This window comes from Desulfoferula mesophila, from assembly GCF_037076455.1.
Lineage (GTDB): Bacteria > Desulfobacterota > Desulfarculia > Desulfarculales > Desulfarculaceae > Desulfoferula > Desulfoferula mesophila.
In genome coordinates, this window is the sequence record NZ_AP028679.1 from 403,370 (window position 1) to 423,189 (window position 19,820).

At 65.4% G+C, this 19,820-nt stretch carries 23 protein-coding genes; 10 read left to right on the forward strand and 13 right to left on the reverse strand.

Annotated features, from left to right (window positions below; all coding sequences use genetic code 11):
- Nucleotides 1–143 precede the first annotated feature (143 nt).
- Together AACH32_RS01860 and AACH32_RS01865 are read left to right on the forward strand one after the other, a co-directional pair.
- Entirely contained in the window at nt 144–581 is a 438-nt protein-coding gene (locus AACH32_RS01860; protein ID WP_338604878.1) for a DNA polymerase III subunit chi, read from the forward strand.
- Between the two features lie 446 nt (nt 582–1,027).
- Complete coding sequence (locus AACH32_RS01865; protein ID WP_082464055.1) at nt 1,028–1,120, forward strand: 30S ribosomal protein bS22; 93 nt, start codon at nt 1,028–1,030, stop codon at nt 1,118–1,120.
- Between the two features lie 277 nt (nt 1,121–1,397).
- Here the strand turns inward: AACH32_RS01865 and AACH32_RS01870 are convergent, their stop codons facing one another.
- Nucleotides 1,398–2,003 (reverse strand): lytic transglycosylase domain-containing protein, encoded by a 606-nt coding sequence (locus tag AACH32_RS01870; RefSeq protein WP_338604882.1) that lies wholly within the window; start codon nt 2,001–2,003, stop codon nt 1,398–1,400.
- 204 nt (nt 2,004–2,207) lie between these two features.
- Between AACH32_RS01870 and AACH32_RS01875 the strand changes: the two genes are divergently transcribed.
- Nucleotides 2,208–3,032, forward strand: coding sequence for a purine-nucleoside phosphorylase (locus tag AACH32_RS01875; RefSeq protein ID WP_338604884.1), 825 nt, complete (start codon nt 2,208–2,210; stop codon nt 3,030–3,032).
- Between the two features lie 17 nt (nt 3,033–3,049).
- Here the strand turns inward: AACH32_RS01875 and AACH32_RS01880 are convergent, their stop codons facing one another.
- The 3 genes from AACH32_RS01880 to AACH32_RS01890 are packed head-to-tail and all read right to left on the reverse strand — an operon-like array spanning nt 3,050 to nt 4,841.
- Entirely contained in the window at nt 3,050–3,988 is a 939-nt protein-coding gene (locus tag AACH32_RS01880; RefSeq protein ID WP_338604886.1) for a universal stress protein, read from the reverse strand.
- Between the two features lie 17 nt (nt 3,989–4,005).
- Nucleotides 4,006–4,242 (reverse strand): hypothetical protein, encoded by a 237-nt coding sequence (locus AACH32_RS01885; protein WP_338604888.1) that lies wholly within the window; start codon nt 4,240–4,242, stop codon nt 4,006–4,008.
- Entirely contained in the window at nt 4,239–4,841 is a 603-nt protein-coding gene (locus AACH32_RS01890; protein ID WP_338604891.1) for a hypothetical protein, read from the reverse strand. Before AACH32_RS01890 ends, AACH32_RS01885 begins: the two co-directional genes overlap by 4 nt.
- 210 nt (nt 4,842–5,051) lie before the next feature.
- Between AACH32_RS01890 and AACH32_RS01895 the strand changes: the two genes are divergently transcribed.
- The 6 genes from AACH32_RS01895 to AACH32_RS01920 all read left to right on the forward strand — a co-directional run bounded on the left by AACH32_RS01895 (nt 5,052) and on the right by AACH32_RS01920 (nt 10,818).
- Complete coding sequence (locus tag AACH32_RS01895; protein WP_338604894.1) at nt 5,052–6,203, forward strand: acyl-CoA dehydrogenase family protein; 1,152 nt, start codon at nt 5,052–5,054, stop codon at nt 6,201–6,203.
- Nucleotides 6,204–6,293: 90 nt separating this feature from the next.
- The gene (gene acd, locus AACH32_RS01900; RefSeq protein ID WP_338604896.1) at nt 6,294–7,469 is read left to right on the forward strand and encodes a glutaryl-CoA dehydrogenase Acd; all 1,176 of its coding nucleotides are present in this window, start codon (nt 6,294–6,296) and stop codon (nt 7,467–7,469) included.
- 30 nt (nt 7,470–7,499) lie between these two features.
- Nucleotides 7,500–9,239: an acyl-CoA carboxylase subunit beta gene (locus AACH32_RS01905; protein ID WP_338604899.1), complete on the forward strand. Its 1,740-nt coding sequence runs from the start codon at nt 7,500–7,502 to the stop codon at nt 9,237–9,239.
- A gap of 175 nt (nt 9,240–9,414) precedes the next feature.
- Nucleotides 9,415–9,600 (forward strand): hypothetical protein, encoded by a 186-nt coding sequence (locus tag AACH32_RS01910; RefSeq protein WP_338604901.1) that lies wholly within the window; start codon nt 9,415–9,417, stop codon nt 9,598–9,600.
- A 126-nt stretch (nt 9,601–9,726) separates the two neighbouring features.
- Nucleotides 9,727–10,119, forward strand: coding sequence for a carboxymuconolactone decarboxylase family protein (locus AACH32_RS01915; RefSeq protein ID WP_338604904.1), 393 nt, complete (start codon nt 9,727–9,729; stop codon nt 10,117–10,119).
- A gap of 120 nt (nt 10,120–10,239) precedes the next feature.
- On the forward strand, nt 10,240–10,818 hold the full coding sequence (locus AACH32_RS01920) for a periplasmic heavy metal sensor (protein WP_338604907.1): 579 nt from the start codon (nt 10,240–10,242) through the stop codon (nt 10,816–10,818).
- 227 nt (nt 10,819–11,045) lie between these two features.
- Here AACH32_RS01920 and ybgF read toward each other — a convergent pair whose 3' ends face one another.
- From ybgF to tolQ, 6 genes are read right to left on the reverse strand one after another with little or no spacing between them, the layout of a single operon-like run.
- Nucleotides 11,046–11,900: a tol-pal system protein YbgF gene (gene ybgF, locus AACH32_RS01925; RefSeq protein WP_338604909.1), complete on the reverse strand. Its 855-nt coding sequence runs from the start codon at nt 11,898–11,900 to the stop codon at nt 11,046–11,048.
- A 45-nt stretch (nt 11,901–11,945) separates the two neighbouring features.
- The gene (gene pal / locus AACH32_RS01930; RefSeq protein WP_338604912.1) at nt 11,946–12,503 is read right to left on the reverse strand and encodes a peptidoglycan-associated lipoprotein Pal; all 558 of its coding nucleotides are present in this window, start codon (nt 12,501–12,503) and stop codon (nt 11,946–11,948) included.
- A gap of 31 nt (nt 12,504–12,534) precedes the next feature.
- Entirely contained in the window at nt 12,535–13,839 is a 1,305-nt protein-coding gene (locus AACH32_RS01935) for a hypothetical protein (RefSeq protein ID WP_338604914.1), read from the reverse strand.
- 17 nt (nt 13,840–13,856) lie between these two features.
- Nucleotides 13,857–14,717, reverse strand: a complete 861-nt coding sequence (locus AACH32_RS01940; protein WP_338604916.1) for a cell envelope integrity protein TolA — start codon at nt 14,715–14,717, stop codon at nt 13,857–13,859.
- The gene (locus AACH32_RS01945) at nt 14,714–15,148 is read right to left on the reverse strand and encodes an ExbD/TolR family protein (RefSeq protein WP_338604918.1); all 435 of its coding nucleotides are present in this window, start codon (nt 15,146–15,148) and stop codon (nt 14,714–14,716) included. Before AACH32_RS01945 ends, AACH32_RS01940 begins: the two co-directional genes overlap by 4 nt.
- 4 nt (nt 15,149–15,152) lie before the next feature.
- Nucleotides 15,153–15,956 carry a protein TolQ gene (gene tolQ, locus AACH32_RS01950; RefSeq protein WP_338604921.1) on the reverse strand — a complete coding sequence of 268 codons (804 nt, stop codon included), beginning with the start codon at nt 15,954–15,956 and terminating at the stop codon, nt 15,153–15,155.
- Nucleotides 15,957–16,140: 184 nt separating this feature from the next.
- On the opposite strand from tolQ, the gene AACH32_RS01955 reads away from it, so the two are divergent.
- Nucleotides 16,141–16,797, forward strand: coding sequence for an HAD family hydrolase (locus AACH32_RS01955; RefSeq protein ID WP_338604923.1), 657 nt, complete (start codon nt 16,141–16,143; stop codon nt 16,795–16,797).
- 211 nt (nt 16,798–17,008) lie between these two features.
- Here the strand turns inward: AACH32_RS01955 and AACH32_RS01960 are convergent, their stop codons facing one another.
- From AACH32_RS01960 to ndk, 3 genes are read right to left on the reverse strand one after another with little or no spacing between them, the layout of a single operon-like run.
- Nucleotides 17,009–18,151 carry a lytic transglycosylase domain-containing protein gene (locus AACH32_RS01960; protein ID WP_338604926.1) on the reverse strand — a complete coding sequence of 381 codons (1,143 nt, stop codon included), beginning with the start codon at nt 18,149–18,151 and terminating at the stop codon, nt 17,009–17,011.
- Entirely contained in the window at nt 18,148–19,167 is a 1,020-nt protein-coding gene (gene thiL, locus AACH32_RS01965; protein ID WP_338604928.1) for a thiamine-phosphate kinase, read from the reverse strand. Before thiL ends, AACH32_RS01960 begins: the two co-directional genes overlap by 4 nt.
- 3 nt (nt 19,168–19,170) lie before the next feature.
- A complete protein-coding gene (gene ndk / locus AACH32_RS01970) occupies nt 19,171–19,638 on the reverse strand; it encodes a nucleoside-diphosphate kinase (RefSeq protein WP_350341551.1) in 468 nt (155 codons plus the stop codon).
- Between the last annotated feature and the right edge of the window lie 182 nt (nt 19,639–19,820).

A 19,820-nucleotide genomic window follows, 5' to 3' on the forward strand; every position in this document is an offset into this window, starting at 1 on the left:
GGTTTTTAATATAGGTACCAGTGCTGGGGGTGTCAAGAAAGCCCAGGGCGATTGTTCCCTTTTGCCGAGCGCTTGCGGCTCGGCGGCCCGGCGGTCTTGGTGGGGGCGGGCCAGTGTGCTAGATTACTCTGCGGAGGATGCCCGTGGATCGCGTAAAGGTGGAATACGTCAACCTGCGCCAGGCCCGCGCCGGCTTGGAGCAGGCCGCCGCCCGGCTGGCTGAGCGCCACTTCTCCCAGGGCCGCAAGGTGTTGATCCTGGCGGCCGACCCGGCCCAGGCCGAGCTTTTGGACCGGGCCCTGTGGAGCTACGAGCAAAACTCCTTTTTGCCCCACGCCCGGGCCGGAGCCCCGGACCAGGCCCGGGAGCCCGTCCTCATCGCCACCGACCTGGCCAACCCCAACCAGGCCACGGTGCTCATCAGCGCCGCGCCCCTGGGGGAGATGCCCTGCGCCGATTTCAGCCATCTTATCCAGCTATTACCCCTGGAAGAAGGGGAGGGGTTGCAGGCCTGCCGCGCCTGCTACAAGGCTCTGAATCAGGCGGGGCAGGTGGAGCTTACCCACACCACCAGTATTTAGCCGGCTGCGCCAGGCGGCGCCAGGCTGTGTTGCGGGCGGCGCTCGCCTCCTCGGCGTATTGGCATATACGCCTGCGGGTCTCGCTGGCCCGACGCCTTGCCTGGCACCACCTGGCTGTGCCGGGATACCGCTGCGCAAGCCCCCCGGGAGCTTCGTTATCGGCCGCGCTTAGGCCTCGCTGTGACTCTGCCACAACTCCGGCCTGCGCTTGCCGATTGCCTCGCTCGCAGGGCGCTGGCTTGCCGGGGTCCGGCGCTATCCGTTGTGGTATTTGCTTGGTCCGGGCTGGGTGAAACGGCCGGTCCGAGAGGCCGCGCCCGGTGCCCGACTCGCGGCGGGAACAGATTTTCCCTTGCCGTGGGCCGCCTTGTCCGGTATATATCTGACTCCGTAACGCCCGGCGGCATGGTTCGCCGGATGCCCTAGCACCCACAAAGGCAGATTTCATGGGTTCTGTGATCAAAAAGCGGCGTAAGAAGATCCGCAAGCATAAGCATCGCAAGCTGCTCAAGTCCACGCGTCACCAGCGCCGCAAGTAGCTAGCTTGTCATCGGGGCCGGTCCCTCCGGCCCCCGCGCGCCACCCGGCGTCCGCCACCGCCTCCACAGGGCGGGACAGGTTCGGGCACCGGGTGGTGGTGTTTTTTCTCGCCGGGCCTCGGAGGGCTGTACTCCCCGCGCCCCGCGAGTCAAAACGGGGTTGTCCCCTGCGCCGATTCAGCCCCCGGCGGCGCAAGGCGCTGAGGAGCCATCCTTCGTAGCCGAGCCAGGCGCTCGGCCCAACCGGCCGACGCAACCTTCTCGAGCACAAACAGGTCTAGAATTTGGCGAGGGCGGAGTACCTGGCCCGGAAAAGGTCCAGGTTTTCGAGAACCGTGTCCACGTATTGGCGGGTTTCGGGGATGTCGGGGATGCCTCCCGCCTCGGCCACCCTGCCCGGCCCGGCGTTGTAGGCGGCCAGGGCCAGGCGCAGGTCGCCCTGGTGGTTCCGGTATAGCTGGGCCAGATAGCCCGCTCCGGCGTCCAGGTTGGCCTGGGGGTCCATGGGGTGGGTCAGCTTGAGATGGCGGGCGGTGGTCGGGGTGATCTGCATGAGGCCCATGGCCCCGCGCGGGCTGCGGGCCTGGGGCAGGAAGCGGCTTTCGGTCTGGATAACGGCCATGAGCAGGGCGGGCTCCAGGCCGTGCTTGCGCGCGGCCTCGCGGGCCAGAGGCCACACGGCGCGCTGGCGTTGGCGCAGGGGCAGCACCAGGGTTACCCTTTGGTTGGCCGCCGCCGCCGGATCGACCCCCTGCCAGGAGACGGAGCCCGACACCGTCACCCGGGGAGCGGGCTCTAAAAACATTATCCCGGCCAAACCGCTTATACCGGCCGCGATGGCCAGCAGGGTCAGGCGGGATGTATGGTGCTTCAGGGATGACATGGTCAGCCTTTATACTAAAAAATATGGTAAGCATGCTGGATTGTGTCAACGGGTATTTGTTCACCCAAAAGTTACAAGCTTGTATGGTTTGTGATCTCTAGTGGTTGTGCATGATAAAAATCGCCGGGAAGCGTGGCGGCCAGGCGCGAAGCATGGCCTTGGGGTAGGGAAATCGCATTACCGGCAAGCCGGGGAGCCCGAGGGATGAGTTATCAAAAAGACGTGACCGGGGCGGCGGACTATCTGAAAAACGCCCTGCCCCGAGGCTTCAGGCCCCAGGTGGCCCTCACCCTGGGCACCGGCCTGAGCGGTCTGGGCCAGGCCATCGAGGAGGCCACCCGGGTGCCCTACGGGAGCATCCCCGGCTTTCCCGTCTCCACGGTGGACAGCCACGCCGGGGAGCTGGTGCTGGGGCGTTTGGCCGGCCGGCCGGTGGCCGCCCTGGCCGGGCGCTTCCACCTCTACGAAGGCTACAGCGCCCGGCGGCTCACTCTGCCCATTCGGGCCTTGGCCCTCTTGGGGGTGGAGGCCTTCCTGGTCACCTGCGCCGCCGGGGGGCTGGATTTGGCCATGGAATCGGGCCGGGTGATGCTCATTCGCGAACACATCAACCTTACCGGTGAAAACCCCCTGGTCGGACCCAACGTGGAGGCCTGGGGCGAGCGCTTCCCGGACATGAGCCAGGTCTACGACCCCCGGCTTTTGGAGCTGGCCCGGGCCGCGGCCCGCCAGGGGGGCGTCACCATGTACGAGGGGGTTTACGCGGGGCTAAAGGGGCCCAGCATGGAGACCCCGGCCGAGACCCGCATGCTGCGCATCCTGGGGGCCGACGCGGTGGGCATGTCCACCGTCTTGGAAGTCATCGCCGCCCGCCACATGGGCCTCAGGGTCCTGGGCCTGGCGGCCATCAGCAACGTCAACGATCCCGAGGAGATGCAGCCCGCCCCCCTGGAGCTGGTCATCGCCAACGCGGGCAAGGCCGGGGAGGACATGAGCCGGATCATCATGGGGGTGCTGGGGACAATGTAACCTGCCGCGCCGGGCTCCTAGCCCACCATCCAAACGGCCACGTCCTTGGCCTTGGACATGACCTTGTCGCTGACGTGGCCCAGGAAAAACGAGCGGCTCTCCCCCCGGCGGCCTAGGACCACGGTGCCGTAGTCGCCCTTTTTGACCTCGTCCAGGATGGCCCCGGGCACCGACAGGCCGCCCTCGATGGTCTTGGTCTCCACCTGGTCGGGGCTCAGGCCCGCCTGGTCCAGCACCTTGAGGGCCCGGGCGTAGAAGTCGTCCATGCACTGGGCGTCGGAGTGCATGATGTCCTCCTCTATGTCCTCGGCCAGCTCGGTCTCCACGAAATCCAGGGTGCAGTAGTTGCCCAGGGAGGCCCCCACGTGCAGGAGGGTTACCTTGCACTCGGGGTTTTCCCCCAGCATGAAGGCCAGGTGGTCCACCGCCTTGAGCGAGCCTTCGCTGCCGTCCACCGGACAGAGAACCTTGTGGCTGGTCACCTGGCCGCCCACCACCCACAGGGGCAGGCGCTCGGCGTGCTGTACGATCTTGTTGGTCACGCTGCCCACGAACAGCTCCTGGGTCTTGGAGATGCCCCGGCGGCCCATAACCAGGGCGTCGTAGAGCCCCTGCTCGGCCTCGAAGAGGATGTCGCGGGCCGCGTCGCTGCTGCGGGGCAGGGGTTTTTTCTCCACCGCCTCTGGGTCCAGGCCGTGGCGCACCAGGCGCTCGGCGCACTTGTCCAGCACCTGGGCCGCCTGCTTGCGGTTGCGACTCTCCAGCTCGCGCAGGCGTTTGAAGGATTCGGGGTTGCGCTGGCCCTCCCGGCGCAGATAGGGCGGAATGGGGCTCATGATGAACAGCAAGGTGACCCTGAGGTCGCGGATCAAGGCGCCCTCCATCAGCCCCACGTAGTCAACCGCCTTGAGGGCCGCGGGAGATCCGTCCACCGCCACCAGGATTTTTTTCTCCACCTTGCTCCTCCTTATAGTTAGATGATGCCCAGCTTCATGGCCCCGATCTTGGCCCGCAGATGCTGCATCTGGGTGCCCAGCATCATCTTGCGTTGCTTGAGTTGGTGTATCTCGGCCGCCCGGCTGCCCTCTCCGGCGGCCTCGGCCGCCAAAAGCTCCTGCACCCGCGAGGCGCATTCGGCCTGTTCCCGTCTCAGGTCTTCGATTTCCTTTTCCAGTTGGGCGATCTCACGGTGCGGGTCGTTCGGGCTCATGGCTGCATTCCCCCGGCGGCCCCGGCCACGGCCGGGCAGGATGTGATGTCGTATGGTTCCAGCCCCCTCAGCTTGGCGTCCAGGCAGTCCAGCAAGGCCACCAGGTCGTAGGGGTTCTTGATCTCGTCCTTTTTCTGCTCGTACACCCGCTCGCGCCAGTCGTAGTCCAGGTAGATCAGGCCGGTAAGCCCCCGTCGCCACTCGAGGTCCAACTCCGGGCGCCGGGCGGCGGCCAACCGCTGGTAAGAGCGCTCCATGGCCTGGTACAAGGCCGCGCGGGCGGCGTCTATCTTGGGCGCGTCCTCGGGGGAGGTCCGGGCCAAATCGCGGATGGCCCCTTCCACGCCCCCGAAAAAAGGTTCCAACTCCTGAGCATAGTAGTATAAACGAAGTTTCTGGAAGTAGGACAGCTCTTTGCCCTTGGCGATGAGTTCGTCGCGGCCCAGGCGGCCGGAACGCACCCCGGCGGTTATCTCCCGCTCTCCCTCCACGGCGGGTGGAGCCTGGGAGGTCTCCTCTTCCTGGGCCCAGGCGGCGGGGGGCCCCAGGGACAGAAGGCCGGCCAGGAGCAAAGCTGGTAAGTATATGAGGCGGATCATACGTAAAATTCTAACCTCCGCGGCGGGCGGGCACCAAGCCTCTGCCCCGCAAGGTAAGGGTTTTTATAAAAAAAGATTTACAAAGCAGTCACATTATAGCTACATTGCGGGGTGGGATTTGTTGTCAACCCCGGCTAAATGGGCTATAAGGGAATGACTAAGGTTAGACCTTAGGCCTGAAGGGTGGAGGACCCTTTACGGGGAGGGTGCATGCTTTTTCTGACTCCTGAACAACATGACATACACCAGCGGATCAAGGCCCTGGTGCGCGAAAAAATCGCTCCCCTCGCGCGCCACATCGAGGCCACGCCCGAGTTTTCTCAGGAAGCCTATGAAGCCCTGGCCGGCGAAAAGCTCTTTTGCCTTTCCATGCCCAAGGAATACGGCGGCATGGAAGGCGATGCCACCAGCCTGGCCCTGATGGTGGAGACCATCGCCACCGCCAGCCCCAGCGCGGCGTTGATGGTTTTCGTCACCAACGCGGTGGTGCGCACCATCGCCATCACCGGCACCCGCGAGCAGAAAAAGCGCCTGTTCGGCGAGCTCAAGACCGGCGACCAGCCCATGGGCTTTTGCCTCACCGAGCCGGACTACGGCTCGGACGCGGCGGGCCTGCAGACCAAGGCCGAGCCCACCGAGGGCGGCTACCTGCTCTCAGGCAGCAAGGTCTACATCACCATCGGCCCCCACGGCCGCTATTACCTGGTGTTCGCCCGCACCGGGCCGGGGCCCAAGGCGGCGGGCATCAGCGCCTTTTTGCTGGACCGCCACGCCGAGGGGGTGGTCTTCACGCCGCCGGAGAAGAAGATGGGCCTGCACGGCTCCATCACCAGCCAGATGTTCTTGGACAACGCCTTCGTGCCCGAGAACATGCGCCTGTGGCCCGAGGGGGAGGGTTGGCGGGTATTGGCCGACGTGTCCAACCCCATGCGGGTGTGGGGCGCGGCCTCCTTGGCCCTGGGCACCGCCCAGGGGGTGCTCAACGACTGCCTGGAGCACGCCACCAAACATCGCCTGTTCTCCGAACAGGCCGTCGCTTTCGTTTTGGCCGACATGGAGATGAACATCGAGGCCTGCCGCAGCTTGAATTACCGCGTCTGCCGCCTGGTGGAGGATCACCGCTCCAGCGCCCGCCAGGTGGAATCCATGGTCTCCATGGCCAAATGCTATGCCGCCGACACGGCCATGAAGGTGGCCGATCTGGCCTCCAACGTCTTGGGCAACGAGATGGCGCGGGCCGACAACGCCTCGGCCCAGCTTTTCCGCGTGGCCAAGGGCATCCAGATTTTCGACGGCAGCAACCAGATCCAACGCCTGATCGTGGCCCGCAATCTGGCCGCCAAGGGCAGGGAGCTAGTTTAGGACGCCCGGTGAACCGGGACAAACGCATACCAGGCCCAAACCGAGGGGACCGTGGGACGGCCCCTACTATTTGAGGGAGGATTAAGACAAATGGATTTCAAGCTGAGCGAAGAGCTGACCATGTTGCGCGACATGGTGGCCGATTTTGGCAAGGAGCAAATCGCCCCCTATGCCGACGAATGGGACGAAAAGCACTACTTCCCCTATGAGGAAGTGGTCAAGCCCATGGCCGAGTTGGGCCTGTTCGGCACGGTGATTCCCGAAGAATACGGCGGCAACGAGATGGGCTGGCTGGCGGCCATGATCATCACCGAGGAGATCGCCCGCGCCAGTAGCAGCCTCAGGGTGCAGATCAACATGAACACCCTGGGCTGCGCCTTCACCATCTACCGCTACGGCACCGAAGAGGCCAAGAAGAAGTACATAGAAAAGCTGGTCACCGCCGAGTACATGGGCGGCTTCGGCATCACCGAGCCCAACGCCGGCTCCGACGTCATGTCCATGAAGTCCACCGCCGAGGACAAGGGCGACCACTGGGTGCTCAACGGCTCCAAGACCTGGATCTCCAACGCCTCCACCGCCCACTGCGTGATCTACTACGCCTACGCCACCGTGGAGGACAAGAAGAAGCTGTGCGCCTTCGTGGTTGAGCTGCGCAACGCCGACGGCACCCAGGCCGAGGGCGTGAGCGTGACCGACCTGGACAAGATGGGCAGCCGCTCCAGCCCCACCGGCGAGATCTACCTGGACAACGTGAAGGTGCCCAAGGAGAACCTGTTGGGCAAGGTGGGCGACGGCGCCAAGATCGTCTTCGGCTCTCTGAACCAGACCCGCCTTTCGGCCGCGGCCGGCGGCGTGGGCCTGGCCCAGGCCTGCCTGGACGAGTCCATCAAGTACGCCAACGAGCGCGAGCAGTTCGGCAAGCCCATCGCCGCGCAGCAGATGATCCAAGACCAGATCGCCCAGATGGCCATCGAGATCGAGGCCGCCCGCCTTCTGGTCTACAAGGCCGCCGTGCAAAAGGACGACGGCATGCTGGGCAACACCCTGGAAGTGGCCATGGCCAAGTACAAGGCCGGCGAGACGGCCAACATGTGCGCGGGCTACGCCATGCGTATCCTGGGCGCCTACGGCTACAGCACCGAATACCCGGTGGCCCGCTTCTATCGCGACGCGCCCACCTACTTCATGGTCGAGGGCAGCGCCAACATCTGCAAGTTCATCACCGCTCTGGACGCCCTGGGTATCAGGAAGGCCAATCGCTAGAATCAGCGCCAACAGTTAGGAGCCAAGAACATGCATCCGTATTTCAAGAACATGCCCACCTTCGGCAAGGCCTTGAGCGACAAGAAAAAGGCCAAGGCCGAGGACAACAAGCAGTCCATCCTGGAGGTGGAAGCCAAGATCGCCGAGGAGATCGAGCGGGTGAAAAACGCCGGTCTGCCCGCCGAGAAGATCCACTCCCGCGGCCAGCTCACCATTTGGGACCGCATCGAGAAGCTGGTGGACCCCGGAACCTTTAGGCCCCTGCACATTCTCTACAACCCCAAGAACAACGAGGAAGGCACCACCGGCGTGGTGGATGGCCTGGCCAAGATCGAGGGCAAGTGGTGCGTGCTGGCCGGTTTTGACAACAAGGTCATGGCCGGCGCCTGGATCGCGGGCCAAGCCGAGAATCAGCTCCGGATCACCGACCTGGCCAAGCGCCTGCACATTCCCCTGGTGTGGCTGGTCAACTGCTCGGGCGTCAAGCTCACCGAGCAGGAAGAGGTCTACGCCGACCGCCGGGGCAACGGCACCACCTTTTTCCGCCACGCCGAGCTGGAGACCAAGGGCATTCCCATCCTGGCCGGCATCTGGGGCACCAACCCCGCCGGCGGCGGCTACCAGGGCATCAGCCCCACCTACCTCATCGCCCACAAGGACTGCAACATCGCGGTGGGCGGCGGCGGCATCGTGGGCGGCATGAGCCCCAAGGGCGGCTTCGACGTGGAAGGGGCCGAGCAGCTCATCGAGGCCACCCGCCACTTCAAGGAGGTTCCCCCGGGCTCGGTGGGCATCCACTACGACAAGACCGGCTTCTTCAAAGAGGTGCACGACACCGAGGAAGGCGTGCTGAATTCCATCCGCCGTCACATGACCCAGATGCCCGCCTACGACCTGGACTTCTTCCGGGTGGACGAGCCCAAGGAGCCCCTGTTCCCGGCGGACGACCTGTACTACCTGGTCAACTTCAACCAGAAGATGTCCTACGACTTTGACCAGTGCCTGGCCCGCCTGGTGGACGGCTCCGAGCACATGGAGTTCAAGCCCGGTTACGGCCCCGAGATCTACACCGGCCTGGTGAAGATGTCCGGCCTGGTGATGGGCGTCATCGGCAACCGCCAGGGCTTCCTGCCTCCGGGCTACCCCGAGTACGCGAACGGCGAGTACATGGGCATCGGCGGCAAGCTCTACCGCCAGGGTCTGATCAAGATGAACGAGTTCGTGACCCTCTGCGGCCGCGACCGGGTGCCGATCATCTGGTTCCAGGACACCAGCGGCATCGACGTGGGCGACATCGCCGAGCAGGCCGAGCTGTTGGGCCTGGGCCAGAGCCTCATCTACTCCATCGAGCAGACCGGCGTGCCCCAGATGATGGTGCTGCTCAGGAAGGGCACCGCCGCCGCCCACTACGTCATGGGCGGCCCCACGGCCAACAACCACAACGCCTTCACCCTGGGCACCGCCACCAGCGAGATCTACGTCATGCACGGCGAGACCGCCGCCGCCGCCTCCTTCTCCCGCCGTTTGGTAAAGGAGAAAGACGCGGGCCGCGACCTGCAGCCGGTCATCGACAAGATGAACGACCTGGCCCAGATGTACTACGACAAGTCCCGCCCCTGGTACTGCGCCTTCCGCGGCTTCGTGGACGAGGTGGTCAACTACCCGGACCTCCGGAGCTACCTGACCGCCTTCGCCGAGGCGGCCTACCAGAACCCCACTTCCCTGTGCCCCCACCACCACATGATGCTCCCCAGGATCATCAAGGGCTGAGGGCTTAAGAGATAAAGCAATCCGAGGGAAACCCTTTCTTGCAAGAAAGGGTTTCCCTCGGGCTCCCTTCCCAAAGAATTCTCCGCCATATTGCTCGCGCAATATGGCGGTGTTTTTTTGGCGTGGGCCGCGTGTTAGGCTGGGATAAGCCACCCCAAACCTGGAGGCGCGCCCCATGAACGACGAGAACCCAAGGGAGGAAGTGGACGCCCTGTGCCCCGAGTGCGGCCGGGGGTTCAAGGCCTACGTGGACCGCATCCTGCCCGAGGAGCACGAGGGCCACGGCGGAGAGACCCTGCAAGGCGTGGAGTGTCCCCACTGCGGTTGCCACGAGTGCAAGATCGACGACTCTGTGCGGTAAAAAGGGGCGGTAGGAGCCAGGGCGATGCTGGAGAAAATTGCTTTGTAAATTTTGCATAATAGGTTAGGAAATTTTCAGCGCCTTGACACGACGCGCCTTTTGCAACCTCCAACCCGGAAGCACCCCATGTCCATCGACGAACTCAAGAAGAAGACCGGCCAGACCGCCAAGCTGTATTTCGAGGGCTATCAGGACGACCGCCCCTACGACCTCTGGCGCAGCTTCGACAAGGACCTGGCCCTGGACCTGAGCCTGTTCATCACCGGGCAGATGTACGCCCGGGAAAAGCTGCCCCACCCCACCCGCCAGCTGGTGGCCGTGGCCACCCTCACCGCCCTGGAGCGCACCGAGGAGCTCAAGCTGCACATCTGGGCCGCCTTGAACGTGGGCTGCGACCCCCACGACGTGGCCGAGACCATCTTCCAGGTGGCCATCTACGCGGGCATGCCCGTGGTCAACCAGGGGCTCAAGGTGCTCAAAGAGGTGCTCGAAGAGCGGGGGCAGTGGCCCCTGGACTGAGCCCCGGCTCGCCGAACCAGACCCTTGCGCGGCGGGGGGCTCCCGGGGGGCCCCCTTGCCTGTCCGCGCGCCAAGCCTCAGACTTAAGGCATAGCCCACCAACTTACTAGGAGGCTTGGCATGAAAAAACTACTTATCCTCGCGCTGTGTGTTGCGCTGGTGGCCGCCCTGGGCGCCGTGGCTTGGGCCGAGTCGAATGACTCCGCCCAGCAGCGACAGCCTCAGACCTACTATGGTCCGGGACAAGGCTACGGTTACGGCTACGGCATGGGGCCGGGCATGATGGGCCCCGGTTATGGCCGGGGCGGCATGATGGGGCCGGGCTATGGTTACGGCATGGGGCCGGGCATGATGGGACCGGGCTACGGCTACGGCATGCGCGGCCAGGGCGGCTACGGCCCAGGGCCGGGCAATCCCGCCTGGCAGTCCATGTCTTCCCAGGATCGCCAGGCCTGGCAGGAGATGGTGCAGCAGCAACGGCAAAAGACCCTGCCCCTGCGCCAGGAATACGTGGCCAAGCAGATGGAGCTGGAAACCCTGTGGGCCCAGCCCAACCCGGATCAGAAGCGGGTGCGCGAGCTGTCCAAGGAGCTCAGCGAGATCCAGGGCAAGCTGACCCAGGAGCACAACGAGTTCCTGATGCAGTGCCGCCAGAAGTTCGGCGACAAGGGATGGGCCTGCCCCGGCGGCGGTTATTAGCCCGCATATTTCATGAAGGCCGCGCGTCTGGCTGTGCCAGGCCGGGATACAATCCGTGCCTTGATAATGCGGGCACTTTTTTCAAAACAGCCCCACGAATAGAGGCTCGTTATTTAACGCCACCCAGCCCTCATGAGATATGCGGGCTAGCTCTCTCGGCCGGCCTATAAAAAAACTCCCCGCCCGGAGGCCGGGCGGGGAGTCGAGACAACGGAAGGCTGCGGGTACTAGAGCTTCTTGAGTATCTTTTGGGCCAGATCGGCTTGAGACGTCTTGGGGTAGTCCTTGACCAACTTGCTCAAGACGATCTTGGCGGTGCGCTTGTCCCCCAGGGCCCGGAAGGAGAGCCCCTGCTTGAGCAGGGCGGCGGGCACCTTGGAGCTCTTGGGGTAGTGCTTGATCATCTGGTTGTAGGCCAGGATCGCCTCTTCGTACTTTTTCTCCGCATAGAAGCACTCGCCGATCCAATACTGGGCGTTGTCGGCCAGCGAGCTCTTGGGGTACTTCTTGATGTACTCGGCAAAGCGGTCCCGGGCCGGGCCGTAGGACTTTTGTTTGTACAGCCGGATGCCCAGGTCGTAGATGTCCTGAGGCTTGGGCGCGGCCGGCGGCTGCTCGGCGGGCTTGGCGGCCGGGGCCTTGGCCGCGGGGGCGGCGGCTTTAGCGGCGGCGCCGTCGGCCGACAACCCCAGATAGGCCTCCAGGCGCGCCAGGCGCTTATCGGTCGCGGCCTGGGACTTGGCCACGCTCTGCTTGGCCTCCTGGGCCTCCTGGCTGCTGCGCTGATTGATGGCCTGGCCCAGCGAGTGCTCGCTTTCTTCCACCCGGCCCGACAGGCGCATCAGGTCCTGGCGCAGGGCGGCCACCTCGGCCGTAAGCTCGGCCTGGGGCTGGCGGCCTTGGGAGACCTGTTTCTCCAGGACACTGGCTTTTTCTTCCAACTGGGTAATCTGGCGTTGCTGGCGGGTCACTTGCGATTGCAGGGCCGCGAACTGATCCGGCTCCACCGTGGCGCAGCCCGCGCCCACGGCGGCAATCATCAACAACACGAGCATGAAGGGGGCCAGCGCTTTTGCCTTCATTTATTCCTCCCAGACAGCGGTTCGCCCGCCCGGACAGCTAGTCCTTTACTTTATGACAAAATGGACCCGGCGGTTGGCCGCGTAGGCCTCCTCGGTTTGGCCCATCATCAGGGGCCGCTCCTCGCCGTAGCTCACGGTTTCCATCCGACTGGGGCTGATGCCCATGGCCACCATGTAGGCCTCCACCGCCTTGGCCCGCTTCTCGCCCAGGGCCATGTTGTAGGCGTTGGAGCCTCGGTCGTCGCAGTTGCCCTCGATGATCACCTGGATCGAGGGATGCTGCTGCATGTAGGCCGCCTTCTCGTTGAGGATCTGCTTGGCCTCGGCGCTCAGGTCGTAGCGGTCGTAGTTGAAGTGCACGTCGGTGTTGACGAACACCTCCTTCATCTTGGCCTCGGACCCCCGGGCCTGTTCTTCCTTGAGCTGGGCCTCCTTGAGGCGCTGTTCGCGCAGGCGGCGTTCGCGCTCCGCCTCCAATCGGGCCTTCTCCTGCTCGGTCATGGTGGAGTCGGGGCCGGGCACCGTGTCCTTGCCGCAGCCCAGGGGCGCCGCCAAACCGGCCAAAAGTACCGCCAAAGCCAGCCAAACCACGTATTTTTTCACGTCAAGCCTCCCGCAAAAAGGGTTGTATGTCTCATTTAACCATGATTCCACGGGGAGACCAAGCGGGGTCGGTCTGTTCTCCAGGCAAATTGGTGAGCCGGGTTATGTATTCTCCCCCCGCGGTCATCAAATAGATCTGATAGCGTCCGGTCCGGCGGCTGGCGTAGGCGATGAGCCGCCCGTCCGGGGAAAAGGTGGGGTCTTCGCCACCGCCCAGACCGGAGGTGAGGATCTTGTTTTCGCTGCCGTCGGGCCGGATGGTGGCCACCTGGAAGTCGCCGTTGTTCTGGGCCTGGTAGGCGATGCGGTCCCCCCGGGGGCTCCAGCAGGGCGCGGCGCAGTACTTCTGGCCGAAGGTGATGCGCCGGTTGGTGCCGGTGTCCAGATCCAACACGTAGATCTGGGGGTTGCCTCCCCGGTCGCTGACGTAGGCCATGCGCCGTCCGTCGGGGCTGAAGGAGGGGGCCACCTCTATGCCCCAGCCGTCGGTGAGCCGCTTGAGCACCTTGCCGGCCACGTCCACCAGGAAGATGTTGTTCTGGCCGGTGTAGGACAGGGCCGCGGCCAGCTGCCCCTGGTGCTTGGGCCTGAAGTCGGGGGTCAGGTTCACCCCCGGCTTGTTGATGATGACCTTGCCGGTGCCGCCGGACAGGGCGTGCACCAGGATGGCCGGGCGGCGCTTGATGTAGGAGCTGTAGGCCACCAGCGAGCCGTCCGGGCTCCAGGCGGGATACAGGCTGATGTCGCCCTTTTGGCTCAGGTTGCGCACCCCGGAGCCGTCGAAGCGCATCAGGTAGATCTCCTTGATCCGCTCCCTGGCCCCCACGAAGGCGATCATGGTGGAATAGATGGAGCGCTCGCCGGTGAGCGCCTTGATCACCTCGTCGCAGAAACGGGCCAGCATGGCCCCCAGGTCCGAGGTGCGCCCGTCGTAGCGCCGGCCCACCAGGAGCTTGCCCTCGGTGATGTCAAAAAACCTCAGCTCCAGGGTCAGCACGCCGTTTTCCAGCTTGTAGCCGCCGGTGGTGAGCAGCTCGGCCCCGATGCGCGACCAGCGGCGGTAGTCCACCTTTTCCAGGCCCGGCGCCCCCAAGAAGCTCTTGGGGTCCATGAAGTCGAACAGGCCGGTGTAGCTCAGGTAGCGTTCTAGCATCCGGGTGCCCTCGGCGCCGACGGGGTCGGTGCCCCCGCCGGGCAGGGGCTGGAAAGGCGCCAGGGCCAGGGGCAGCTTTTTGCTGAAGGGCTGGGTGATGTCGATGTACACCCGGGCGCCGGCCGGCAGGGCCATCCCCAGGATTATAAGGCTCAAGGTAAGGGCGGCGAGTAGTCGGCGCATTATTTCTCCGCTGAATTTTAGCCGTTAAGGTCCTCGGGCCGGAAGCGCAGCCCTATTTCGTGTTCGCGTCCCCTGACCACGCTGGGCAGGGGGGGGAAGGGGGCGGCCTTTTCCACCGCGCGCAGGGCGCTGGCGTCCAGGCGGCTGTTGCCCGAGCTCTTTTCCAGCCACACCTTGGCCAGGGCGCCGTCGCGCCGGATGCGGGCCACCACCACCGCCTCCAAATGGGCGGCGCTTTTGACCAGGGCCTCGGGCAGCACCCACTGGCGGCGCACCCGCTCCCATATCTCGGTGTAATACACCTGGAAGCGCAGGCTGCTGGTGTCGGCCGAGGCGTTGCCGGCGGCAAAGGCCCCGGAGGCGGCCTGGCGGGTGGCCACCTTGCTCTCCAGACGGCTCAGGGCGCTGGTCAGCTTCTGCTCGTCCCGGCGCTCGGCGGCCACCTCTTTTTCCATCTTCTTCAGGCGGCTGGCCAACAGCCTGTCGGGGTCGGGCTGCTTGGCCGCCGGCTTGGGCTTGATACGCTTGGGGCTGTCCTTCTTTAGCGCCACCGCCTCCTTCTGAGGCTCCGGCTTGGCCTTCACCGGCGGGGCCGGCTTGGCCGGGACCGGCTTGGGAGGCGCGGGCTTGGGAGCCGGCTTGGGCGCGGCCTTGGGCGCGGGCGGCGCCGGGGCCGGGGCCGGGCGGGCCAAAACCGCCGGGCTCACCAGGGCCACGTTGTAGACCGGGGCGAAGGACTTGGGACGGCTTACATGCCAGCCGGGCCAGAAGGCCAGCACCAAGATGAGCAGCAGATGCAGGCCCAGGCTGACCCCGATGGCCCAGGCCACCTGTTCGTCGTCCCAAAAGTTGAAGCGTTTCAGGGTCGCGGAGTTCAAGACTTTTTCTTCTTCTCCGGCGGGGGAACCCGCTGGGGTTCGGTAACCATGCCCAGGTTGTCCACCCCGGCCTTTTTGGCCTCGGCCAAGACCTGCACCACCACCCCGTAGGGCACGTCCTTGTCGGCCTTGAGGTAGACCTTGGTGCCCGGTTTGCGCGCGGTGATGTTCTTGAGCTTCTCCGCCAGGTCGTCCAGGCCCACCTGGAACTCGTCCAGATACACCTCGCCCTTTTGGGTCACGGTGAGCACCAGCATCTCGTCGGTGGTCTTGAGGGCGGCGCTGTCGGTGGCCGGCAGTTTCACGTCCAGGCCCTGGACCATCATGGGGGCGGCCACCATGAAGATGATCAAAAGCACCAGGACCACGTCCACCAGGGGGACCACGTTGATCTCCCCCATGAAACGGCCCTTGTTGCCCACGCCGGCCATAGCTCTAATTCCCGCCGCCCTGCAACTCCGAGGGGCGCACGGCTTCCACCGCCGGCCCGTGGCGCTGCATGAGATCGCGCTCCACCAGGTTCAAGAAGTCCTGGCTGAAGGAGTCCATCTCCGCTTCCAGCACCACCAGGCGCCGCCCGAAGTGGTTGTAGAACACCACCGCCGGGATGGCCGCGAACAGGCCGGTGGCCGTGGCCACCAGGGCCTCGGCGATGCCCGGAGCCACGGTGGCCAGGTTGGCCGCGCCGGTGGCCCCGATGCCCCGGAAGGCGTCCATGATGCCCCACACCGTGCCGAACAGGCCGATGAAAGGGGCGGTATTGGCGGTGGTGGCCAGGAAGGTCACGGCCTTGCCCAGGCGGGTGCTCTCCGCCGCCTGGGCCCGGTCCAGGGCCCGCTTGAGGTTGGGCATCACCCCCACGGGCAGGCCGGGCTCGCCCCGGCGCATACGCATCACCTTGGCCAACTCGCCGTAGGCCACCGCGAACAGGCCCGCCAGGGGGCTGGTGGTCAGGTGCTTGGTCTGGGCCTGGGCCGCCGAAAGGCTGCCCGCGTTCCAAAACAGGTTTTCGAACTCGCGGTTTTGGCGCTTGGCTTCGCGCAACGAGCGGAGCTTGGAAAGGATGAGTCCCCAGCTAACCACCGAGAATGTGATTAGAATAAATAGAACGCCCTGCACCACCGGCCCGGCGGACCATACCATTTGCCATACGTCGGTGCCGGTATTGCCGCCCAGATCGGCGGCCAGAGCGGGGGTGGAAGCTAAGACGGCCAACAATCCCAAGATATAGTAATGCATTGATACACCTAGCCCATTATATTGCGGTTATCTTAGCTTTGGCCACCTTTAAAGTCAAGGAAGGGTCTATTGCTTTTGCATGAACATTGGCCATGGGTCTCCCGAAAGGGTAAAGTTTAAATTAAGATATACATGCAAGGCAGTTAGCCTGCCATGCTCCCTCTTGAAGCTTGGGAGAAATATTTTGCCGCAACACCCAGCGCAAGGCCTGTTTTTGGATCTGGACGGCACCCTGGCCGACAGCATGCCGGTGATGACCGCGGCCACCGACCGCTTTCTCAAGGAGTTGGGCCTGGAGCGCATGGGCGGCGGCCACCACCGCTGGGCCGGGCGCACCCCCTTTGACATCATGGGCGCCCTCAAGGAGCACAACGGCCTGGACATCCCGGTTCAGGAGCTGGTGGAGCGCTACTACAAGCTGGTGGACGCGGCCTACACGGACCAGGCCACGGTGATGCCCGGCGGCCGCCGCCTGCTGGCCGCGGCCTCCCAACGGGGGGTGTTCACCGCGGTGGTCACCAGCACCCTGCGCTCGGTGGCCGAGGGCTTCTTGGCCCACCAGGGGCTCAGGGAAATGGTGAACGCGGTGGTCACCGTGGAGGACATCCGCCGGGGCAAGCCCGACCCGGAGCCCTACCTGCTGGCGCTCAAAATCAGCGGCCTCAGGGCCGACCAGGCCCTGGCCGTGGAGGACGCGCCTATGGGAGCCAGGTCCGCCACCGGGGCCGGTCTGGCCACCTGGATCATGGCCCCCCGGGGAGCCCAGGATTTTCCCCGCATCGCCGGGGTCGCCGGTTTTATCAATCGGCTGGATCAATTAATCCCCTGCTTGCAAGGTTGACTTCCTTCGCGTCGTATCGTATCGTGAAACGACTCGGCGGCGACTGGGGCCCGCTTTACGGGGCCGCCCCGCCGCCGAGGCAATTACGGGGGCGTCAATCGGGGGGGCCCCCTCCGCGCCTGCCCCGTCGGGAAGGAGCCGCCATGGCCGCGGCCCGGTGGGGGGAAATGTCTGGACGGCGAAGGGCCTATATACCCTTCGCCGTCTTTTTTTATTTTTCCGGGATGTTCAGGCGCTGGCCCGGCACGATGACGCAATCGCCTTCCAGATCGTTGGCATCCTTTATCTCGTTGAGACTCACCCCGTGGCGGCGGGCGATGGCGCCCAGGCTGTCGCCCCGGCGCACCACGTAGACCTCGTTTTGCGGCGAGGTCGCGGGCTGCATCTTTTGCAGGCGGGCGGCCAGGTCCTGGCCATGGCCCGGCGGCACCACGACGGTCACCCGGCCCTTGGGCAGATAGCGGCGGCGCAGCTCGGGGTTTAGCTCACGCAACATGCGGTAGCTGGTACCCGCCGCCTGGGCCACCACGGTCAGATGCACGGGTTTCTTGAGGGTCAGGGTGACGCTTTGACCGGCCATGGGCTCCCAGCGGGCCTCGGGCGGCAGCACGTAGCCGTAGGACTGGGGATCGCTGATGACCAGCTTGGCGGCCAGGATGCGGTAGATGTAGCGCTGGGTCTCCCGGGGCAGGGACAGGTCGAAGTAGTCCTTGGTGGCCTGCTCTTTTATCTCGCGGGCCACCCGGTTCTCTCCGCAGTTGTAGGCAGCCATGGCCAGGGGCCACGAGTCGAACTCCTGGTGCAGGTCCGACAGATAGGACAAGGCCGCCTGGGTGGCCAGGGCCACGTTGCGCCGGTCGTCGTACCAGCGGTTGATGCGCAGTCCGTACTTGCGGCCGGTGGCGGCCATGAACTGCCAGGGCCCCACCGCGCCGGCGGGGGAGCGGATGTAGTGTATGAGGCTGCTCTCGGCCACGGCCAGGTACTTGATGTCCTGCGGCATGCCCTTGGCTTTCAGGCGGCCTTCGATATAGGGGAAATAGCGCCACGCCCTTTTCAGCCACATGATGACCTGGGCCGGGTCGTGCACCACGATTATCAGCTCCCGCTCCAGTTGTTCGGCCACCATCCGCCGCTCCAGGGGCACCCGGGTGCCGCAGAGGCTCAGCTCGGCGGGCAGGGTGGGAACAAAATAGGTCGGAGGCTGGTTGGGGGCCTTGGGGGCGGGGGCCTGGGCGGCGGCGGGCGCGGATGCGCCGGTGGTGGCGGGGGCGGACTCTTGCTCGGCCGCGTACGCCGCGCCCCAGGCGGCCGTCAGGGCCAACATGGCGATCAAACACAACAGACGCTTCATGGCGCCGGCTCCTGAAAATGGTCAAAGCCCTTATAAGTGATGGGCTCCTCCTCTCCTTGTTTTATAAGCGTGACCCCCGGCCCCTGGGTCAGGCGGCCCACCTGGGTAACGGTCAGGCCTTCGGCGGCCTCGGCCACCACTTGGGCCAGCAGGGGCACCTCGCCGGGGTCGCAGGTGAACAGCAGCTCGAAGTCTTCGCCGCCCCCCAGGGCCCAACCCAGGGCGTCGCCCCCCAGGGCCGGGGCCACGGCCAGGGCGGCCGGGCTTATGGGCACCGCCTCGGCCTCCACCGCCGCCCCCAGGCCCGAGGCCCGGGCCAGGCGGGGCAGGTCGGCGGCCAGGCCGTCGCTCAAATCCATCATGGCGTGCACCCGGCCCGATTCGGCCAGGGCCCGCCCGGCCGCCACCCTGGGCGTCGGGCGGCAATGGGCGGCCACCGCCTCGGCGGCGGCCGCCTCGGCGGGGTCGCGGCCCGCCTGCAGCCAGGCCAGACCCGCCCCGCTGCCCCCCAGGAGCCCGGTGACGCACACCGCGTCGCCCAACCGGCCGCCGGAGCGCAGCACCGGGGCCAGGTTGCCCATGGCCCCCAGCAGGCACAGGTTGATCACCACCTGGGGCGCCTTGACCGTGTCGCCCCCGGCCAGCTTGAGCCCGTGGGCCCGCCCCTGGGCCACCATGGAGCCCACCAGTTCGGAGACGAAAGCGGCCGTGGGGCGGGCCGGCATGCCCAGGGACAAAAAGCCGTAGGCCGGGCGCGCGCCCATGGCCGCCAGGTCCGAGAGGTTGGCGGCCATGGAGCGGTGCCCCACGTCGGCCGGGCTCATCAGCTCCAGATCGAAGTGGGAGCCCTGCACCAACAGGTCGGTGGTGACCACCAGGCCGGTCTGGTCGCCGCCCAAAACGGCGCAGTCGTCGCCGATGCCCACGGCCAGATCGCCCCCCGCCCCGCCGGCCAGGTAAGCCACCAGGCTGATGATCTGTTCTTCGCTCAGGTGGGCGGGGGCGTCGGGGGGCATGGGTTAGCCGCGCTCGTCGGAGGCGTAGAGGAAGTTGATCACCGGCTGCTCATAGCCGAACAACTCTTCGTCCTTGAAGAAACGGGCCACCTCCGCCTTGGCGGTCTCCACCGAGTCGCTGGCGTGCACCAGGTTGGCCTGCATGCTCATGCCCAGATCGCCGCGAATGGTGCCCGGCGCGGCCTTGCGGGAGTTGGTGACCCCGCACAGGCTGCGGCACACCTCCACCGCCTCCAGGCCTTCCAGGCACAGGGCGATGACCGGGGTGCGGCTCATGAACTCGCAGATGGTGGGGAAAAAGGGCTTGTCGGCCAAATGGCTGTAGTGGGCCTTGAGCAGGGCCTCGTCCAGCTGGATCATCTTGACGCCCGCGATCTTCAGGCCCTTGGCCTCGAAGCGAGACAGCACGGTGCCGGCCAGGCCGCGGGCCATGGCGTCGGGTTTGATGAGAATCAGGGTTCTTTCCACGATATTGCTTCCTTGGGAAAAATCGTTGCGCTTCATATGGACGTAGGGCCGGCGGCCCAGCGCCGCCTCCCTGTCCCCAATTTGTTCAGAGGCGGGGGGGCTTGTCAAGAGATGGCGCATTAAAGCCTTTAATCTGGAGCCCGGTCGGTTCAAAATAGCCTAGTTGATCCCGGCGAGGAGGCGAT

Excerpts from the sequence above, each read along its gene's own strand:
- tolQ (WP_338604921.1), bottom strand. The coding sequence starts at position 15,956 with ATGCATTACTATATCTTGGGATTGTTGGCCGTCTTAGCTTCCACCCCC.
- AACH32_RS01890 (WP_338604891.1), bottom strand. The coding sequence starts at position 4,841 with ATGATCCGCCTCATATACTTACCAGCTTTGCTCCTGGCCGGCCTTCTG.
- acd (WP_338604896.1), top strand. The coding sequence starts at position 6,294 with ATGGATTTCAAGCTGAGCGAAGAGCTGACCATGTTGCGCGACATGGTG.
- thiL (WP_338604928.1), bottom strand. The coding sequence starts at position 19,167 with ATGCCCCCCGACGCCCCCGCCCACCTGAGCGAAGAACAGATCATCAGC.
- AACH32_RS01935 (WP_338604914.1), bottom strand. The coding sequence starts at position 13,839 with ATGCGCCGACTACTCGCCGCCCTTACCTTGAGCCTTATAATCCTGGGG.
- AACH32_RS01875 (WP_338604884.1), top strand. The coding sequence starts at position 2,208 with ATGAGTTATCAAAAAGACGTGACCGGGGCGGCGGACTATCTGAAAAAC.
- AACH32_RS01905 (WP_338604899.1), top strand. The coding sequence starts at position 7,500 with ATGCATCCGTATTTCAAGAACATGCCCACCTTCGGCAAGGCCTTGAGC.
- AACH32_RS01870 (WP_338604882.1), bottom strand. The coding sequence starts at position 2,003 with ATGTCATCCCTGAAGCACCATACATCCCGCCTGACCCTGCTGGCCATC.
- AACH32_RS01920 (WP_338604907.1), top strand. The coding sequence starts at position 10,240 with ATGAAAAAACTACTTATCCTCGCGCTGTGTGTTGCGCTGGTGGCCGCC.
- AACH32_RS01895 (WP_338604894.1), top strand. The coding sequence starts at position 5,052 with ATGCTTTTTCTGACTCCTGAACAACATGACATACACCAGCGGATCAAG.
- AACH32_RS01885 (WP_338604888.1), bottom strand. The coding sequence starts at position 4,242 with ATGAGCCCGAACGACCCGCACCGTGAGATCGCCCAACTGGAAAAGGAA.
- AACH32_RS01960 (WP_338604926.1), bottom strand. The coding sequence starts at position 18,151 with ATGAAGCGTCTGTTGTGTTTGATCGCCATGTTGGCCCTGACGGCCGCC.
- ybgF (WP_338604909.1), bottom strand. The coding sequence starts at position 11,900 with ATGAAGGCAAAAGCGCTGGCCCCCTTCATGCTCGTGTTGTTGATGATT.
- AACH32_RS01915 (WP_338604904.1), top strand. The coding sequence starts at position 9,727 with ATGTCCATCGACGAACTCAAGAAGAAGACCGGCCAGACCGCCAAGCTG.
- AACH32_RS01945 (WP_338604918.1), bottom strand. The coding sequence starts at position 15,148 with ATGGCCGGCGTGGGCAACAAGGGCCGTTTCATGGGGGAGATCAACGTG.
- AACH32_RS01865 (WP_082464055.1), top strand. The coding sequence starts at position 1,028 with ATGGGTTCTGTGATCAAAAAGCGGCGTAAGAAGATCCGCAAGCATAAG.
- AACH32_RS01910 (WP_338604901.1), top strand. The coding sequence starts at position 9,415 with ATGAACGACGAGAACCCAAGGGAGGAAGTGGACGCCCTGTGCCCCGAG.